Origin of the sequence: Pseudomonas sp. C6002 (assembly GCF_013385805.1) — a bacterium.
Classification (GTDB): Bacteria; Pseudomonadota; Gammaproteobacteria; order Pseudomonadales; family Pseudomonadaceae; genus Aquipseudomonas.
Window position 1 is genome coordinate 1 of record NZ_JACAPH010000002.1, and the last position, 17,503, is coordinate 17,503.

The 17,503-nt window shown below is 61.0% G+C and carries 17 protein-coding genes; 5 read left to right on the forward strand and 12 right to left on the reverse strand.

The features are described 5' to 3' along the window. Positions 1 to 213 precede the first annotated feature (213 nt). Both HX817_RS00510 and pdeM read left to right on the forward strand, forming a co-directional pair. A complete protein-coding gene (locus tag HX817_RS00510; RefSeq protein ID WP_177039604.1) occupies positions 214 to 2,691 on the forward strand; it encodes a ligase-associated DNA damage response DEXH box helicase in 2,478 nt (825 codons plus the stop codon). Next, positions 2,691 to 3,347 (forward strand): ligase-associated DNA damage response endonuclease PdeM, encoded by a 657-nt coding sequence (gene pdeM / locus HX817_RS00515; RefSeq protein ID WP_177039605.1) that lies wholly within the window; start codon positions 2,691 to 2,693, stop codon positions 3,345 to 3,347. The genes HX817_RS00510 and pdeM overlap by 1 nt, the downstream gene beginning before the upstream one ends. 31 nt (positions 3,348 to 3,378) lie before the next feature. Here the strand turns inward: pdeM and HX817_RS00520 are convergent, their stop codons facing one another. Continuing rightward, positions 3,379 to 3,582: a hypothetical protein gene (locus tag HX817_RS00520; RefSeq protein ID WP_003219272.1), complete on the reverse strand. Its 204-nt coding sequence runs from the start codon at positions 3,580 to 3,582 to the stop codon at positions 3,379 to 3,381. Between the two features lie 107 nt (positions 3,583 to 3,689). Beyond that, positions 3,690 to 4,256: a dCTP deaminase gene (gene dcd / locus HX817_RS00525; protein WP_003219273.1), complete on the reverse strand. Its 567-nt coding sequence runs from the start codon at positions 4,254 to 4,256 to the stop codon at positions 3,690 to 3,692. A 378-nt stretch (positions 4,257 to 4,634) separates the two neighbouring features. On the opposite strand from dcd, the gene HX817_RS00530 reads away from it, so the two are divergent. Continuing rightward, the gene (locus HX817_RS00530; protein ID WP_002554837.1) at positions 4,635 to 4,844 is read left to right on the forward strand and encodes a cold-shock protein; all 210 of its coding nucleotides are present in this window, start codon (positions 4,635 to 4,637) and stop codon (positions 4,842 to 4,844) included. Positions 4,845 to 5,178: 334 nt separating this feature from the next. On the opposite strand, the gene rpoS is transcribed toward HX817_RS00530, so the two are convergent. The 8 genes from rpoS to HX817_RS00570 all read right to left on the reverse strand — a co-directional run bounded on the left by rpoS (position 5,179) and on the right by HX817_RS00570 (position 12,299). Then, positions 5,179 to 6,183, reverse strand: coding sequence for an RNA polymerase sigma factor RpoS (gene rpoS, locus HX817_RS00535; protein WP_003219274.1), 1,005 nt, complete (start codon positions 6,181 to 6,183; stop codon positions 5,179 to 5,181). 105 nt (positions 6,184 to 6,288) lie between these two features. After that, the gene (locus HX817_RS00540; RefSeq protein WP_032898924.1) at positions 6,289 to 7,125 is read right to left on the reverse strand and encodes a peptidoglycan DD-metalloendopeptidase family protein; all 837 of its coding nucleotides are present in this window, start codon (positions 7,123 to 7,125) and stop codon (positions 6,289 to 6,291) included. Between the two features lie 210 nt (positions 7,126 to 7,335). Continuing rightward, positions 7,336 to 7,971 carry a protein-L-isoaspartate(D-aspartate) O-methyltransferase gene (locus tag HX817_RS00545; RefSeq protein WP_010176736.1) on the reverse strand — a complete coding sequence of 212 codons (636 nt, stop codon included), beginning with the start codon at positions 7,969 to 7,971 and terminating at the stop codon, positions 7,336 to 7,338. 41 nt (positions 7,972 to 8,012) lie between these two features. Further along, the gene (surE, locus tag HX817_RS00550; RefSeq protein WP_003219278.1) at positions 8,013 to 8,762 is read right to left on the reverse strand and encodes a 5'/3'-nucleotidase SurE; all 750 of its coding nucleotides are present in this window, start codon (positions 8,760 to 8,762) and stop codon (positions 8,013 to 8,015) included. Next, positions 8,750 to 9,808: a tRNA pseudouridine(13) synthase TruD gene (truD, locus tag HX817_RS00555; RefSeq protein ID WP_003219280.1), complete on the reverse strand. Its 1,059-nt coding sequence runs from the start codon at positions 9,806 to 9,808 to the stop codon at positions 8,750 to 8,752. The genes surE and truD overlap by 13 nt, the downstream gene beginning before the upstream one ends. Continuing rightward, entirely contained in the window at positions 9,805 to 10,278 is a 474-nt protein-coding gene (gene ispF, locus HX817_RS00560; protein WP_003219282.1) for a 2-C-methyl-D-erythritol 2,4-cyclodiphosphate synthase, read from the reverse strand. Before ispF ends, truD begins: the two co-directional genes overlap by 4 nt. Before the next feature lie 54 nt (positions 10,279 to 10,332). Further along, entirely contained in the window at positions 10,333 to 11,178 is an 846-nt protein-coding gene (fghA, locus tag HX817_RS00565; RefSeq protein WP_003219284.1) for an S-formylglutathione hydrolase, read from the reverse strand. 8 nt (positions 11,179 to 11,186) lie between these two features. Further along, a complete protein-coding gene (locus tag HX817_RS00570) occupies positions 11,187 to 12,299 on the reverse strand; it encodes an S-(hydroxymethyl)glutathione dehydrogenase/class III alcohol dehydrogenase (protein ID WP_003219285.1) in 1,113 nt (370 codons plus the stop codon). Positions 12,300 to 12,408: 109 nt separating this feature from the next. Between HX817_RS00570 and HX817_RS00575 the strand changes: the two genes are divergently transcribed. Together HX817_RS00575 and HX817_RS00580 are read left to right on the forward strand one after the other, a co-directional pair. Further along, positions 12,409 to 13,305 (forward strand): LysR substrate-binding domain-containing protein, encoded by an 897-nt coding sequence (locus HX817_RS00575; protein ID WP_003219287.1) that lies wholly within the window; start codon positions 12,409 to 12,411, stop codon positions 13,303 to 13,305. Positions 13,306 to 13,374: 69 nt separating this feature from the next. Continuing rightward, entirely contained in the window at positions 13,375 to 16,413 is a 3,039-nt protein-coding gene (locus HX817_RS00580; RefSeq protein WP_177039606.1) for a dermonecrotic toxin domain-containing protein, read from the forward strand. 3 nt (positions 16,414 to 16,416) lie between these two features. Here the strand turns inward: HX817_RS00580 and ispD are convergent, their stop codons facing one another. After that, positions 16,417 to 17,127, reverse strand: a complete 711-nt coding sequence (gene ispD / locus HX817_RS00585) for a 2-C-methyl-D-erythritol 4-phosphate cytidylyltransferase (protein WP_177020599.1) — start codon at positions 17,125 to 17,127, stop codon at positions 16,417 to 16,419. Continuing rightward, positions 17,124 to 17,402 carry a cell division protein FtsB gene (gene ftsB, locus HX817_RS00590; protein WP_003219292.1) on the reverse strand — a complete coding sequence of 93 codons (279 nt, stop codon included), beginning with the start codon at positions 17,400 to 17,402 and terminating at the stop codon, positions 17,124 to 17,126. The genes ispD and ftsB overlap by 4 nt, the downstream gene beginning before the upstream one ends. Positions 17,403 to 17,503: the final 101 nt, after the last annotated feature.

A 17,503-nucleotide genomic window follows, 5' to 3' on the forward strand; every position in this document is an offset into this window, starting at 1 on the left:
CCTAAGCGAGGCACCGAGTGGTGGGGCAGATACCTTTTGGTTACTTTTGGCTGGGCCGGCATTCCGGGCGTTTGCCAAAAGTGACCCGCTGTAAGAGCGGAACCATAGGCGGCCGTTACCTAAATAACGGATATACACCCCCCCAAAAAAAATCGCAGTTAAACCTTTCCCCCACCCCAAAGGTCTCTGAATTACCCCCCCAGAGCCCCAAGCATGGCCAAATCCCCCAACTTCGCCAAAGACTGGTTCACCGCCAAGGGCTGGAAACCGTTCGCCTTCCAAAAAGACGTATGGCACGCAGTCAAGGAAGGCCAGTCGGGACTGCTCCACGCCAGCACCGGCGCCGGGAAAACCTACGCCCTGTGGTTCGCCGCCCTCAACCGCTTCGCCATCACCGAAACCACGCCCCGCAAACGCAAAGCCCCCGCGGAACCGCTCGCCGTCCTGTGGATCACCCCAATGCGCGCCCTGGCCGCCGACACCGCCCGCGCCCTTGAGGCCCCGCTCGAGTCACTGAAAATCCCCTGGACCGTCGGCCTGCGCACCGGCGACACCAGCAGCAGCGAACGCGCCCGCCAAACCCGCCGTCTGCCCACCACCCTGATTACCACCCCGGAAAGCCTCACGCTGATGCTCGCCCGCGCCGACAGCCAGGCCAGCCTGTCGCACCTGCGCATGGTGGTAGTGGACGAATGGCACGAACTGATCGGCAACAAACGCGGCGTGCAATTGCAACTGGCCCTCGCCCGCCTGCGGCAATGGCAACCCGAGCTGATTGTGTGGGGCATTTCCGCAACCCTGGGTAATCAGGCCCACGCGTTGGAGGTGTTGATCCCACAAGGCGGCGGGATCAACGTCCAAGGCCAAACCACCAAACAGTTGCGAGTGGACACCCTGTTGCCACCGGTTATCGAGCGCTTTCCGTGGGCCGGCCATATCGGCCTGAAAATGCTCCCGCAAGTGGTGGCCGAAGTCGATGCCAGCAGCAGTTGCCTGGTGTTCACCAACACACGGGCACAATCGGAAATCTGGTACCAGGCCCTGCTCGACGCGCGCCCCGACTGGGCCGGAGTGATTGCCCTGCACCACGGCTCGCTGTCCCGGGAAACCCGGGACTGGGTGGAGCGAGCCCTGAAGGAGGGGCAACTGAAGGCCGTGGTGTGCACGTCGAGCCTGGACCTGGGGGTAGATTTCCTGCCGGTGGAACGGGTACTGCAGATTGGCTCGGCCAAGGGCGTAGCCCGGCTGATGCAGCGCGCAGGGCGCTCCGGCCACGCACCGGGCCGGCCTTCGCGGGTGACGCTGGTGCCAACCCACAGCCTGGAAATGATGGAAGCCGCTGCCGCGCAGGACGCCATCGCTGAACGGCGCATAGAAGCGCGCCAGTCGCCTCACAAACCGTTGGATGTGCTGGTGCAGCATCTGGTGAGCATGGCGCTGGGCGGGGGCTTTGTGCCGGATGAGCTGCTGGCGGAGGTGCGCACCGCGTGGGCTTATCGTGACCTGAGCGAAGCAGATTGGGCCTGGGCCCTGGGTTTCGTGCGCCATGGTGGCCTGTCACTGACGGCCTACCCGGATTACCGCCGCGTCGAGCCGGACGAACACGGCATCTGGCGCGTCCCCGACGCACGCCTGGCGCGGCGCCATCGCATGAGCGTGGGTACGATCGTCAGCGATGCCAGCATCCAGCTGAAATTCTGGAGCAAAGGCGGCGGTGGCAAGACCCTGGGCAGTGTCGAGGAAGGCTTTATTGCACGACTGAAGCCAGGAGATGGTTTCCTGTTCGCCGGCCGCTTGCTGGAGTTGGTACGGGTGGAAAACATGACGGCTTATGTGAAGCGCAGCACCGCGAAAAAGGCTGCCGTGCCACGCTGGAACGGCGGGCGCATGCCTCTTTCCAACGAGCTGGCCCAGGCGGTGGTCGAGCGCTTTGATGCGGCTGCCCACGGTCACTATCTCGGCCCGGAGATGCAAGCGGTGCAACCCTTGCTGGAAACCCAGCTGCGCTGGTCCGGGCTGCCGACCCGCGATCACTTGCTGGCCGAGGCCCTCAAGTCCCGGGAGGGCTGGCATCTGTTCCTGTATCCGTTTGCCGGGCGCCAGGTGCATCTGGGGCTGGCGAGCCTGCTGGCCTGGCGCGTCAGCCGGCGGCAGGCGGTGACGTTCTCGATTGCGGTCAATGACTATGGGCTGGAACTGCTGAGTGCCACCGAAGTGGATTGGCCTGAGTTATTGGGCGGCGAACTGCTGAGCGCGGATCATCTGCTGGATGACGTGGTAGCCAGCCTGAATGCCGGTGAGCTGGCCCTGCGACGTTTTCGCGAGATCGCGCGGATCGCCGGGCTGGTGTTCGCAGGCTATCCGGGCGCGCCGAAAAGTACGCGTCAGGTCCAGGCTTCCAGCGGTTTGTTCTTTGAAGTGTTCAAGCAATATGACCCGCAGAACCTGCTGCTGACCCAGGCCGGGGAAGAAGTCCTGCGGGATGAGCTGGATATTCGTCGCCTGGAAGAGACCTTGCGCCACCTGTCTGGGTTGAAGCTGGACCTGCATCGCATCAAACGGCCTACGCCGTTGGCCTTTCCGCTGCTGGTGGAACGTTTTCGGGAAAGCCTGAGCTCGGAAAAACTCTCGGAGCGGATTGCGCGGATGGTCAAGGATCTGGAAAAAGTCGCCGATAACGGGAAGCCCTGATGCCCGCTCATTACCCGATACATCTGGCGGAAGAAGCGCTGTGGTTGCTGGCGGACAAGGCGGTGTACTGGCCTGCGAGAAAGTGCCTGCTGATCGCCGACGCGCATTTTGGCAAGGCGTCGGCCTATCGCAGCCTGGGCCAGCCAGTGCCACAGGGCACGACGACGGCCAACCTGCAGCGCCTGGACCGGTTGTTGGCGGCTTTCCCCGGCGCGCAGGTGATCTTTCTCGGCGACTTTCTCCACGGGCCCGGCTCTCACGCCAGCGGCACCCTGAACGCCCTGAGAGCCTGGCGTGAGCGTCATGCAGGCGTGGCGCTCACGCTGATTCGCGGCAACCACGACAAACGCGCTGGCGACCCGCCCGGCGATCTGAACATTGAGGTGGTGACCGAACCCTTGCTGATGGGCCCGTTTGCCTTGCAGCACGAGCCCGACCCCCATGCCAGCCACCATGTGCTGGCCGGGCACGTGCATCCGGTGTATCGCCTGCGGGGCAAGGGCCGGCAAAGCTTGCGCCTGCCGTGCTTCCTGATCGGCAACCAAGTCAGCCTGCTACCGGCGTTCGGCGCTTTTACCGGGGGTTATTCAGTGACGCAGGAAGAAGGCGGCCGGATCTTCGTGATCGGAGACCAGGAAGTATGGCCAGTGCGTTGAGCAACTGACCATTGGCGACACGTGCAGGAAGTCAGGCCACAGGGGCGGGAGGCGGTTCGTCAGGGAGAGTGGGTTCGCCAGGCTCTTCAGGCTGGTTGGGCCAGGGATCATCGGGACCTGGCTGGCCGGGAATGCCGCCTGCGGCGGGATCGGCCATCAAGGACCAGGCCATCACACCAATCTGGTTGGGTTCAAGCCGGGCGAGTTCGGCGCTGATTCGCGGATCAAGCTTCATAGGGGACTCCTCAAGCGTGGCCCGGCGCGTTGTGCACGCGTCGGGGCAGTACACCCAATAGAGTGCATGCCCGCTGACAAATTCCCTTAGCCTGTAAGACGATTCGATCAAGTGCGTGGGAGAGTGACGCCGCGCTGGCCCTGATACTTGCCGCCACGGTCCTTATAGGACACTTCGCACTCTTCGTCGGATTCGAAGAACAGCATCTGCGCCACGCCTTCGTTGGCGTAGATTTTTGCCGGCAAGGTGGTGGTGTTGGAGAACTCCAGGGTGACGTGCCCTTCCCATTCCGGCTCCAGCGGCGTCACGTTGACGATGATGCCGCAGCGCGCGTAGGTGCTTTTGCCCAGGCAGATAGTCAGGACATTACGCGGGATACGGAAGAATTCGACGGTGCGCGCCAGGGCAAAGGAGTTTGGCGGGATGATGCAGACGTCGCTCTTGACGTCGACGAAGCTTTTTTCGTCGAAGTTTTTCGGATCGACGGTTGCCGAGTTGATGTTGGTGAACACCTTGAACTCATCGGCGCAGCGTACGTCGTAGCCGTAGCTGGAAACCCCGAACGAGATCAGCCGCTCAGCGCCTTCGCCACGCATCTGGCGCTCCACGAAGGGCTCGATCATGCCGTGCTCTTGCGCCATGCGGCGAATCCACTTGTCCGATTTGATGCTCATGGCGGGTGTCCTGAATAGCGAGGTGAAAAAATTCTGTTGGGCATCTTACCGGGGCTGGCCCCGTGGTTCAAAGGGGCGGCTGTTTTTCTTGGCGCCGCGCAGCCCCTGCTGGGCGGGGCGCACCTTCAATTGTGGGGTGTTGGTGCGGTATCAGGGTGCCGCCAGTCACGAAAATAGAGAAACCTTCGGAAATACCATTGGCACGTTCCGGAAAAAGGGTTAAGGTGGCGCCACTGTGCTGCTTGTGTCACTGAGAATCTCTACACGATATGTTGAATTTCGATCCAACCATCTCCAAGAATTTTTCCTGCTCTTTGCACTCAGTCTCGGCCAGGGCTTTTCCTGAGTCGCAGTTAACTTTGTCCAAGGAGATACACCATGTCTAATCGCCAAACTGGTACCGTTAAGTGGTTCAACGATGAAAAAGGCTTCGGCTTCATCACTCCACAATCCGGTGACGACCTGTTCGTTCACTTCAAAGCTATCCAATCCGACGGCTTCAAAAGCCTGAAAGAAGGCCAACAGGTTTCTTTCATCGCTACCCGCGGTCAGAAAGGCATGCAAGCTGAAGAAGTTCAAGTTATCTAACTTGTACTGATTTAGTCGAAAAGCCCCGCCCTCAAAAGCGGGGCTTTTTTGTGCCCGCTCGTTCCTACGCTCTGCGTGGGAATGCCTCTTGTGACGCTCTGCGTCACGCCTTGGGACGCGGAGCGTCCTGGGCTGCGTTCCCACGCAGAGCGTGGGAACGAGCAAAGCGGGGCTTTTTTTGTGCTCGGGATTTGCCAATCACACGATGTAATTCCATGCACAAAAAAATGTGGGAGCGGGCTTGCTCGCGAAAGCGGTGAATCAGTCGCCAGATAGGCTGACTGAAACACCGTATTCGCGAGCAAGCCCGCTCCCACATTTCATCCTGCGTCGCTTATTGAAACAACGACTCACTCGACAAGCCATTCTTCTCGAGGATCTCGCGCAAGCGCTTGAGGCCCTCGACCTGGATCTGCCGCACCCGCTCACGGGTCAAGCCAATCTCCAGGCCAACATCTTCCAGGGTGCTGCTTTCGTGGCCGCGCAGCCCGAAGCGGCGAATCACCACCTCACGCTGTTTGTCCGTCAGCTCCGAAAGCCACTGGTCGATGCTTTGCGACAGATCGTCGTCCTGCAGCAACTCACATGGGTCCGTAGGACGATCATCGGTCAGGGTGTCCAGCAGGGTTTTATCCGAATCCGGACCCAGCGAGACATCGACGGAAGACACTCGCTCATTGAGACCGAGCATGCGCTTGACCTCTCCCACCGGTTTTTCCAGCAGGTTGGCGATTTCTTCAGGCGAAGGTTCATGATCGAGTTTCTGTGTCAGCTCACGCGCCGCCCGCAGGTAGACGTTGAGCTCCTTGACCACATGGATCGGCAACCGGATCGTACGGGTCTGATTCATGATCGCCCGTTCGATGGTCTGACGAATCCACCAGGTGGCGTAGGTCGAAAAGCGGAAGCCCCGCTCAGGGTCGAACTTTTCCACCGCCCGGATCAGGCCGAGATTGCCTTCCTCGATCAAGTCCAACAGGGACAGCCCACGATTGACGTAGCGTCGGGCGATTTTCACCACCAGTCGCAGGTTGCTCTCAATCATGCGCTTGCGCCCAGCCGGATCGCCCTTTTGCGACAAGCGCGCAAAATGGACTTCTTCTTCGGGAGTGAGCAGAGGGGAAAAGCCGATTTCATTGAGGTACAACTGAGTCGCGTCGAGCGCCCGTGTGTAATCAATATACTTGTGTTGCTTTAACGCGGTGGAGTTCTTGGATTTGGTGCGAACTGAAGGTACAGCAGGTCCCTCATTCGACATCGATTCCGTATCGATGACAGTCTCCATAAGGAGAACCTCATCGTCGATGTCAAACTCCGGCGCTTCTTTACTGAGAGCCATTGTTATAGTCCTTTGGTGAGTTCGACCTCAAGCTCAAGCGACGCCTTTATCCTTGGCAACGCTGGAGCCTGTTCCTACTACGTGAGGAACAGGCTGTGCAACACATCAACGACGGGGAAGGAATTGCAGCGGATCAACAGGCTTCCCTTGGCGGCGAATCTCAAAGTGCAGTTTCACCCGGTCTGTACCAGTTGACCCCATTTCGGCAATTGTCTGTCCGACTTTGACCTGCTGCCCCTCCCGAACCAACAGCCTGCGGTTGTGACCGTAGGCACTGACGTAGGTATCGCTGTGTTTGATGATGACCAGCTCGCCGTAGCCCCGTAAACCACTCCCGGCGTACACCACTGTCCCATCAGACGCAGCTAAAACAGGCTGTCCCAAATCCCCGGCGATATCAATGCCTTTATTCAAACTACCGTTTGAAGAGAATTTTCCAATAAGGATGCCATTTGAGGGCCATCCCCAGCCGGTCGGTGCGGGCCCCGCCGGCGGCATCGGCGCAGGTGCCGGCTTGCTCGCAACGCTAGGCGCGGCGGTACCTGCAGGCCGGGTGATGATGGTGGTCTTGCTCGAAGACGACGGCGAAGAAGCCGTGTTTGTGACTACCGCGGTCGGTGTTGAACCGGTTCGTCCATCGAAACGAATGGTCTGACCTGGATGTATCGTGTACGGCACAGGGATGTTGTTACGGGCGGCGAGCGCCTTGTAGTCCCAGCCATAACGAAAGGCGATCGAGAACATCGTATCGCCCTTGCGCACGACGTATTGGCCAGTGGTAACGGTAGGTTTCTGCGGTACCGCATTATTGCGGTCGACCACCCGCGCGCCACCGGATGGCGTGCTTGAACAAGCCGCCAGCAAGGAACTCAAGACAAGGCCAATCACCAGTCGCTGAAAGCTTGTTTGACTCATACGCTGTGCAATGACCGTGAGACTCACCCGCCGCTCCCTTTGTGGTGGCTGACTATGAACGCCTGTATCAGGCTTGAAATATGACGCAAGTATAACTGGCCGTTGGGTTTTTACTGGAAACACGACTCTAAAGAAAATTTCATCATGTTTAACTCCGACGGCTGATGATGTGGACTCAACAGACCCCGCTGTAAGACACATACCCGGCAATAGAATTCAGTACGCAGGAATAATTGATCAGGCCAGCGGACCGTTGAGCAGCGGGACAAAACGCACGGCGCCGAGCACATGCCGGGAAAAGCCCTCTTCCTCGCGAATGATCAACATTAATTGTTGCACTTCGCCGGAGCCCACCGGAATCACCAGGCGCCCGCCGGGAGCCAGTTGATCGAGCAAGGCCTGGGGCACGTCGGTCGCCACCGCGGTGACGATAATGCCGTTGTATGGCGCCAGTGCCGGCCAGCCTTCCCAGCCATCGCCCCAACGGAATACCACGTTGCGCAGGTTCAACTCCACCAGGCGTTCCTTGGCCCGGTCTTGCAACACCTTGATGCGCTCCACGGAAAACACCCGCTCCACCAGCTGCGACAACACGGCCGTTTGGTAGCCGGAGCCGGTGCCGATTTCCAGCACCTTGTCCAGCGGGCCCGCCGCCAGCAGCAACTCACTCATCCGCGCCACCATATAGGGCTGGGAGATGGTCTGGTTGTGGCCGATGGGCAAGGCTGTGTCTTCATAGGCGCGGTGCGCCAGGGCTTCATCGACAAACAGATGCCGCGGGGTACGCCTGATGACTTCCAGCACCTGGGCATTGGACAGCCCTTCTTCATACAGGCGCTGGATCAATCGCTCGCGGGTGCGCTGGGAGGTCATCCCGATGCCCCGGCGCAGCAGGTCGTCTTGTTCACGAGCCATCAGCGCAGCCCCTCCAGCCAGCCATCGAGGCTACTGAAGGCATCACTGAAGGTGCGATCGAGTTGCAACGGGGTAATCGAGACATAACCTTGCATCACCGCATGAAAGTCAGTGCCCTCGCCACCGTCCTCGGCATCGCCGGCAGCGGCAATCCAGTACCCTTCCCTGCCACGCGGGTCGACCACCTTCAGCGGCGCTGCCGCACGGGCACGGTGGCCGAGGCGGGTCAGCTGGATACCGCGAATGTGGTCCAGGGGCAGATTGGGAATATTGACGTTGAGCACCGTGCGCGGCGGCAGGACCAGGGTGTCATGGGCCTCCACCAGCTTGCGGGCGAAATACGCCGCAGTCGCCAGGTTGTCCAATTGACGGGACGCAAACGAAAAAGCGAACGAGGTCCGACCGAGGAAGCGCCCTTCAAGGGCTGCCGCCACCGTACCGGAATACAGCACGTCGTCACCCAGGTTGGCGCCCAGGTTGATCCCGGAAACCACCAGGTCCGGCTCGCGGTCCAGCAGGCTGTTGATCGCCAGGTGCACGCAGTCGGTCGGCGTGCCATTCACGCTGATAAAGCCGTTGGGCAACGTCTGTGTATGCAACGGACGGTCGAGCGTCAGCGAGCTGCTGGCGCCGCTTTTGTCCTGGTCCGGGGCAACCACCACGCACTCGGCGTAATCCGCCAGCGCAGCATGAAGCGCGGCAAGGCCGGGTGCAGTGACCCCGTCGTCGTTAGATATCAGAATACGCATGGGCTGTCCGTCTGCCCCACCGGCACCAGATCTACAAGCTCGCGCACCAAGACAGTGGCGAAGCATCCAGCCGGCAGGACGAATTCCAATTGCAGAATGTCAGGTTCGGGATAATGCCACGTCAACCCGCCAATGGGCAGTCGAAGAATGCGACGTTCCTGGCTCATGCCGGCATTCACCAGCCAATCCCGCAGTTCGGCTTCACCGTCGGCAATCGCCTGTTCCAGCGCGAAGGTTGCTCCCGCCGCCGGCGAATCACCTTCGCCCCACTGCGGGCCGGTGGGATGCAGGTCGAGGATTGCCAGGCGCGGGTCGCTGCATTCAGCCTCCCCCGCCGGGAAAAAGCTGCGGCTGTCGGTAAACGCCAGCAAGTCACCGACCTGGGCGCGCTGCCAGGAACCGTCGGCCACCCGCGCCGCCAGCACTTTATTGAACAGGAAGCTGCGGGCCGTCGAGAGCAGGCGCGAACGCACATTGCGCTGCTCCGGCAAGGCCTTGCGCGCCGCCCAGTCACGGGCATCGACGACGTTGCCGCCGTTATGGCCGAAACGCTGGGCGCCGAAATAGTTGGGAATGCCTTGCCGGGCGATCAGTTGCAGGCGGGCGTCGATGGCCGCCGCATCCCCGGCAAACTGGGTCAGGCGCAAGGTAAAGCCGTTGGCCGAATGCGCGCCGCGCTGCAGCTTGCGCTTGTGACGGCCGGTCTTGAGGATCTTCAGGGTGTCGTTTTCAGCCGCGCTCAGGTCCGGGTCCGCCTTGCCCGGCAACTGCACGCTGAACCACTGGCGTGTCAGCGCCTGGCGGTCCTTGAGCCCGGCGTAGCTGACGGTACGCAACGGCACGCCCGCCGCCTTGGCAATCCGCCGCGCCGCCTCTTCGGTATTCAGGCCGCGCTTTTCCACCCACAACCACAGGTGTTCACCCTCGCCGGTCAGCGGGATATCCAGCACTTCATCCACCTGGAAGTCTTCAGCGGTGGCCTTTAGAACAGCGCTGCCCAAGGCCTCGCCATAGGCACGCGGGCCCAGCAGTTGCAGATCATTCATGCGCGCAGCAACAAGGCAACGGAGTGCACGGCAATGCCCTCTTCGCGACCGGTAAACCCGAGCTTTTCGGTGGTGGTGGCTTTTACGTTCACTTGATCCAACTCAACTTGAAGATCCGCGGCAATCAGCGCGCGCATCGTTTCGATATGCGGGGCCATCTTGGGCGCCTGGGCGACGATGGTGTTGTCGACGTTGCCGACCTTCCAGCCCTTGGCATGGATCAAGCCGACCACGTGACGCAACAGCACACGGCTGTCCGCGCCCTTGAAGGTCGGGTCGGTGTCCGGAAAGTGCTTGCCGATGTCGCCCAACGCGGCTGCGCCGAGCAAGGCATCGCTCAAGGCATGCAGCACCACGTCGCCGTCGGAATGAGCCAGCAACCCGTGGTGGTGCGCGATCCGCACGCCGCCCAGGGTGATGAAATCGCCTTCGGCGAAACGGTGCACATCATAGCCGTGGCCAATACGCATAAAAAAACGCCCCGATTTAATTCAGGGCGTGATTCTACCTACTTTTGCCTCACATTAACCGAGCAAAGCGCGCGCGTGATGGCGTAAGTGGTCTTCGATGAAGCTGGCGATAAAGAAGTAGCTGTGGTCATAGCCCGGTTGCAGGCGCAGCTCCAGCGGATGGTTCGCCGCCCTGGCCGCTTGTTGCAACGCTTCAGGCTTGAGCTGCACCGCGAGGAAATCGTCGCGGTCGCCCTGGTCCACCAGCAATGGCAGCTTTTCCGAGGCTTCGCTGATCAACACGCAGGCATCCCATTCGCGCCATTTCGAGCGCTCTTCGCCGAGGTAGCGGGAGAATGCCTTCTGGCCCCACGGGCAATCCATCGGGTTGTTGATCGGCGAGAACGCCGACACCGACTGATAACGCCCCGGGTTGCGCAAGGCACACACCAGCGCGCCGTGGCCGCCCATGGAGTGGCCGCTGATCCCGCGTTTGGCCGACGCCGGGAAATGCGCCTCGACCAATGCAGGCAACTCCTGCACCACGTAGTCATGCATCCGATAGTGCTGGGCCCAGGGCTCCTGGGTGGCGTTCAGGTAGAAACCGGCGCCCAGGCCAAAGTCCCAGGCGTTGTCCGGATCACCCGGCACACCGGGGCCGCGCGGGCTGGTGTCCGGCGCAACAATGATCAACCCCAGCTCGGCTGCCATGCGTTGCGCGCCGGCCTTCTGCATGAAGTTCTCATCGGTGCAGGTCAGGCCCGATAGCCAGTACAGCACCGGCAATTTGCCGCCCTGCTCCGCTTGCGGCGGCAGGTACACGGCGAAGGTCATGTCGCAACCCAGCACGTCGGAATGATGCTTGTAGCGTTTATGCCAGCCGCCGAAGCTTTTCTGGCACGACAGGTTTTCCAGACTCATGGCCGACCTCAGAAGTGAATGACGGTGCGGATGCTCTTGCCTTCATGCATCAGGTCAAACGCCTTGTTGATATCTTCCAGGCCCATGGTGTGGGTGATGAACGTATCCAGCGGGATTTCACCGGTCTGGGCCATTTCCACATAGCTTGGCAACTCGCTGCGACCGCGCACGCCGCCGAACGCCGAACCGCGCCAGACGCGGCCGGTGACCAGCTGGAACGGACGGGTAGCAATTTCCTGGCCGGCGCCGGCCACGCCGATGATCACCGACTCGCCCCAACCTTTGTGGCAGCACTCAAGGGCCGCACGCATCAGTTGGACATTGCCGATGCACTCGAAGGAAAAGTCGACGCCGCCGTCGGTCAAATCGACGATCACGTCCTGGATCGGGCGGTCGTAGTCTTTCGGGTTGATGCAGTCGGTGGCACCCAGCTGCCTGGCGATTTCAAACTTGGCCGGGTTGATGTCGATGGCAATGATGCGGCCGGCCTTGGCTTTCACCGCGCCGATCACCGCCGACAGGCCGATGCCGCCCAGGCCGAAGATGGCCACGGTGTCGCCTGGCTTGACCTTGGCGGTGTTGATCACTGCACCGATACCGGTGGTGACACCACAGCCCAGCAGGCAGACTTTTTCCAGCGGCGCTTCTTTGGGAATCTTCGCTACGGAGATTTCCGGCAGCACGGTGTATTCGGAGAAGGTCGAAGTGCCCATGTAGTGGAAAATCGGCTGGCCCTTGTAGGAAAAGCGCGAGGTGCCATCTGGCATCAGGCCTTTACCCTGGGTGGCGCGAATCGCCTGGCAGAGGTTGGTCTTGCCCGACAGGCAGAATTTGCACTTGCCGCATTCCGGGGTGTACAGCGGGATCACGTGGTCGCCCACCGCCACCGAGGTCACGCCTTCGCCGATGGCTTCAACCACGGCGCCGCCTTCGTGGCCGAGGATCGACGGGAAAATGCCTTCCGGGTCCGCGCCCGACAGGGTGTAGGCATCGGTATGGCACACACCGGACGCCACCACCCGCAACAGCACCTCGCCCGCCTTGGGCATGGCCACATCCACTTCAACGATCTCGAGGGGTTTCTTGGCTTCGAAGGCTACGGCCGCGCGGGACTTGATCATCCGGTTTCTCCATCGGGTAAAAAACGTAAGGCCGGCAGTGTAAAACATGCTCATCTGATTAATAATCCAGACAAAAGCAAAACATTATTGCCGCACAGGGACAATCAACATGCTGGAAAACCGCTGGGAGGGCATCGACGAGTTCGTCGCCGTGGCCGAATGCAGCCAATTCACCGCGGCCGCCGAGCGCCTGGGCGTGTCGTCGTCCCATATCAGCCGCCAGGTCGCGCGACTGGAAGAGCGCCTGCAAACACGCTTGCTGTATCGCAGCACGCGCAAGGTGACACTGACCGAAGCCGGCCAGACCTTCCTGCAACATTGCCAGCGATTGCAGGACGGTCGCGAAGAAGCCTTGCGCGCCGTGGGCGACCTGGCCAGCGAGCCCAAGGGAATGTTGCGCATGACCTGCGCAGTGGCTTACGGCGAGCGTTTTATCGTGCCGCTGGTGACGCGGTTCATGGCGCTTTATCCGCAATTGCGCGTGGACGTGGAATTGACCAACCGCCAGCTGGACCTGGTGCACGAAGGCCTGGACCTGGCGATTCGCCTCGGGCGCCTGGCGGATTCGCGCATGGTTGCCAGCCGCCTCGCGCCGCGGCGTATGTACCTGTGCGCGTCACCGTCCTACCTGGCCAGGTACGGGCGGCCACATAGCTTGTCGGAGTTAAGCCGGCATAACTGCCTGATCGGCAGCTCGGATATTTGGCAACTGGCCCAGGACGGGCGCGAATTTTCCCAGCGGGTACAGGGAAACTGGCGCTGCAACAGCGGGCAAGCGGTGCTGGATGCGGCCCTGCAAGGTGTCGGTCTTTGCCAGTTGCCGGACTATTACGTGCTGGAGCATTTGCACAGCGGCGCACTGGTGTCGTTACTCGAAGCCCATCAACCGCCCAACACCGCGGTTTGGGCGCTGTACCCGCAACAACGCCACCTTTCGCCCAAGGTGCGAAAACTGGTGGACTTTCTCAAGGAGGGCCTGGGCAACCATCCCGTCTACCTGAGATAGACTGCTACCGCCCATGCAGCGCCTGAGTGCCGGTAAATAGCCTTTTTTACTGCGTAACCAGGCACCCCCATGATAACCAACGGCCCGCAACTCCAGCGCATCAGTCATTTCGTTCGCAAGGTCCTGGCGGATTTTCCCGTACCTTCGCGAATCGCCGCCCAGTTGATCCGCGAGCGGGTACAGCCCCTCAGCCAGGTCGAGTTCGACCCGGACACCACCCTCCTCGCCACCCTCGAATACAACACCGACAACCCCAACGCGGCCTTCACCGCCGTGGTGATCCAGTCGATGTCGCTGACCGAGGCCATGGTCTGCAATGCGCCCCAGCCCCCGGGCGGCATGCTCAATACCACCGGGTTTTCCACCACTGCACCTTATTTCAATATTGTCAGCGAGCTGCCGCGCTTGATGGATAACCGGATTCCGGCAATGTTCAACGAAGAGTTCATCGTCTCGGGCTGGATCCCGCCAAGGCGTTATGAGGCGCTGTATCTGCAAAGCCAGCCCCAGGTTTACGACCCGAGCACGCAGCTGCAGATTTCACCAAAAACCTTCAGGCTCATCGTTAACTCAAGCCATTTCGAACAAACCTACGACGAGGCGATCGGCAAGTTCTGGAACAACCACCGGGAAAACTACAACACCCTGATGCGCATCGCGTTCACCAAAGCCTATCTGGAACAGTTCCATGAGTTCACCCTGACCGTGGCAGAGAGACAGCTGGCGGCACGGGCGGCGGGAATCGGCATCGACAAGAACCACGACAACCTCACCCTGGAGGATTTCCAGGAGCCCTATCGCCTCGACCCAAACCTGTCCCTGCGGCTATTGCGCGTTCACAACAGCGAATCCACCGACATCCTGACCATCACCGATAACCAAAGCCAGGTGACCCTGCTCTATATCCCGGGCAACTCCTCGCCCTTCCATGGGTTCAATAACCCGGCAGACATGCGCAGTTGGCTGGTGGAAACGGCAAGGGACGCCACTCAACGCAAGACGCTGACCCAACACTTCGACGAGGACGCCATCGACTCCGGCCTGATCTACAGCGGCGTGGAGGAGGCACTGGTGGGGATGGCGGTGTTTCCGAAGCCGGCAACCTCCCCGGGTTTGTTCAACAGCCTGCGGGCCGATAACTACTGGGATCCCGAGCAGTACATCAATAACCCGATGTATCCGGCACTGGGCAGTAACCCGTTTGAGTTCATCGCCCGACAGATCAGGGTACGCCTTGCAAAAGTAGCGGCGCGAAGCTTTATTTCGCCCCTGGATACGCTCAAGGCCGACACCCTGGATGCCCTGGAAAAAGCCTGCATCCTGGCGGTTCCCGTAGCACTGGCCATGGGCAACGCACTACTGGCGGAATTTTGCTTCCTGACCTCCGGCGCGACTGAAATGGTGGTGGGTGCCGACGACATGCTGCGCGGCAAACCCCACGCGAAGGAGCGCATTGTATTCGGCGCCCTTAACGCGCTGCCGGTGGTCGCCCATGGCGTGTCCAAGGGGCTCAAGGGCCTCGAAAGCCTGCGCCCCACCCTGGGCCCGGCAGTACGCCAGGATGCGGGCCGGATCAGCGTCAGCGCCATCAACGAAACCTCCATGGCGGCCAACACCGAGACGCGCACCCTGAGCCCACGGATGACTCCCGGCGGCCTGCAGACCATCCGGATTCACGGCGACCTGTACCTGACCTACAAGACCCCCAATGAATCAGGCTTCTTCGAACTGTTCGTAATGGCTCCCAACGCGCCAAACACGCTGCAATCCACCGGCCTGTATGCCATCCAGAGCGCCGACCTGAAGTGGCGCACGGCCGGGCTGGCCGGCGGAGGCGCATTTCGCAATGCCTGGCAAAGGGTCTACACGCTGTTCGGCGGCCCGCAACACTCGACGTTCTACAGTGCCTACGAGATGCCACCCCCCGCACGCGAGACCGTTTCGGAGATGCTCACCGACACCAGTTCGTTTTCGGAAAACCTTGAACCCGTGGGCAGCGGTGCCCAGCCGGTGAAAGACACCCGCAAGTTGTTTTTCGAGAAAAGAACCAAGCTGTCTGAAGATGCCACGATATTCTTTGCCAACTTGTCGTTTTCACCGATGCGGCCGGTGCTTCCAAGGCTCAGCCTGAATGAATCGCAGCCGACCATCATTCAAAAACTGCTGCACGCCAGCGACGGCCTGGTGATCGGCGAAAGCCATGGAGCCCTGTCGAGCAAGGCGTTCCTGATCAACAACATGCCGCTGTTGGCCAGCGAGGGGGTCAAACGCCTCTATTTCGAGCATCTGCTGACGGATGTACACATGCCCTTGCTCAAGGCGTTCTACCGTACCCGAAGCGCGGTGATGCCCGAGGAACTCAAGGGCTTCCTCAACAACATCTACCCGCCGTTGCGCGACCGGCACTACTCGTTCGTCAACATCGTCACCGCAGCACGTGACGCCGGGATCAAAACCCAGCCGATCGACTGCACTGTCAGCTACATGCTGCGAGACCTGCCCGACACCGCCGACAACTTGCGCCAGCGCATGATGAACTACTACGCCACCGAGGTGATTCAATGGATCCAGACCACCAAGCCGCGCCCGGGAAAATGGGTCGCACTGGTGGGTGACAGCCATACCAATACCTACAAAGGGATTCCGGGGATCGCCGAACTCACCGGCAGCATCGGCCTGCGGATCGAGGATGCAGCGGCTGGCGGGCACCTCGGCGTCGAAGTGGACACGGGACGCACCGCCAGCCTGGGCATCGGCAAGGGTGAGGGAACGGTCAAGGCCAACCTGGTCCTGCGGGTGGACCGCGCCAGCTTGCAACGCCCGGCGCAACCGGCGCCCGCCCCCTCCCAGCCCCAGGCCAGGACGCCACAGACGCTGCTGACCAAGCCAGGCCAGTTCATGCTGACACCGGCCACCGTCACGACACCGGCACACCTTCACTACCGTTCACGGCGAGGCGACGTATGCCATTTCAGGATCGATCAACAGGGCAGCCGATACGCCATCAGCGCGCCCGGTTGGGCCGTGGACGGCAAACCGTTCGACAGCATTCAGGCGCTGGTGGATGAGTTCAAGACCCCGGCCGGGGTTGAACAGATGACGGTGTGAGCGTCAGGAAGACTGGAAAGTCCGACGCTGGCGCAGCCATTCAAGGTCTTCCGGGCGGGTGACCTTGAGGTTGTCGGAACGGCCTTCGATCAGGCGAGGCGCATGCCCGGCCCATTCCATGGCCGAGGCTTCGTCGGTGATGACCACGTCCGAGACCAGGCTGTCGGCCAAGGCCCGGTGCAGCGCGCCAAGGTGGAACATCTGCGGGGTGTAGGCCTGCCAGATCGGCGTGCGATCAACCGTTTCCAACACGCGCCCGTGCTTGTCGGCGCGCTTGAGGGTGTCCCGCGCCGGCACGGCCAGCAGCCCACCCACGCTGTCGTCGGCCAGTTCAAAGAGCAACTTGTCCAGGTCATCGCGGCTGAGGTTCGGCCGGGCGGCGTCATGCACCAGCACCCAATCGTCATCGCTGGCGCCCTGGCCGTGCAGGTAAAGCAAGGCATTGAGGACCGAACCCGAGCGCTCTTCGCCGCCGTCAACGCGCACAATGCGTGGGTCGGCGGCGCAAGCCAGGGTCGGCCAGTAAGGGTCATCCATCGCAACGCTGACCACCAGCCCCTTGAGGCCCGGATGATCGAGGAAACAGCCAAGGCTGTGTTCGAGAATAGTGCGCCCACCCAATTGCAAGTACTGCTTGGGACGGTCCGCGGCCATACGGGCACCCACGCCCGCGGCAGGAATCACGGCCCAGAAGGCCGGTGACGAAATGCTCATTGGGCCAACTGGTAGAGGGTTTCGCCCTCCTTGACCATGCCCAACTCATGGCGAGCCCGCTCTTCAACGGTCTCCATGCCTTTCTTCAATTCAAGTACTTCGGCATCGAGCACGCGATTGCGCTCCAGCAACACTTCGTTTTCGGCGTGCTGTGCGGCAATTTGCTGGGTCAGTTCGGTGACCTGCGCCAAGCTGCCATTCCCCACCCAAAGGCGGTACTGCAGGCCAGCCAGCAGCAAGAGCAAGACGAGGAACAACCAATTGGGACTGCGCATCGAATATCGGGTATCCAGTGAAAAAAGACAGCCATGCAAAACTTTTGCAGCAACTGATAGCACGAAGCCTGGAAAAACCAGGCTTGTGCTTGTTAGTCATG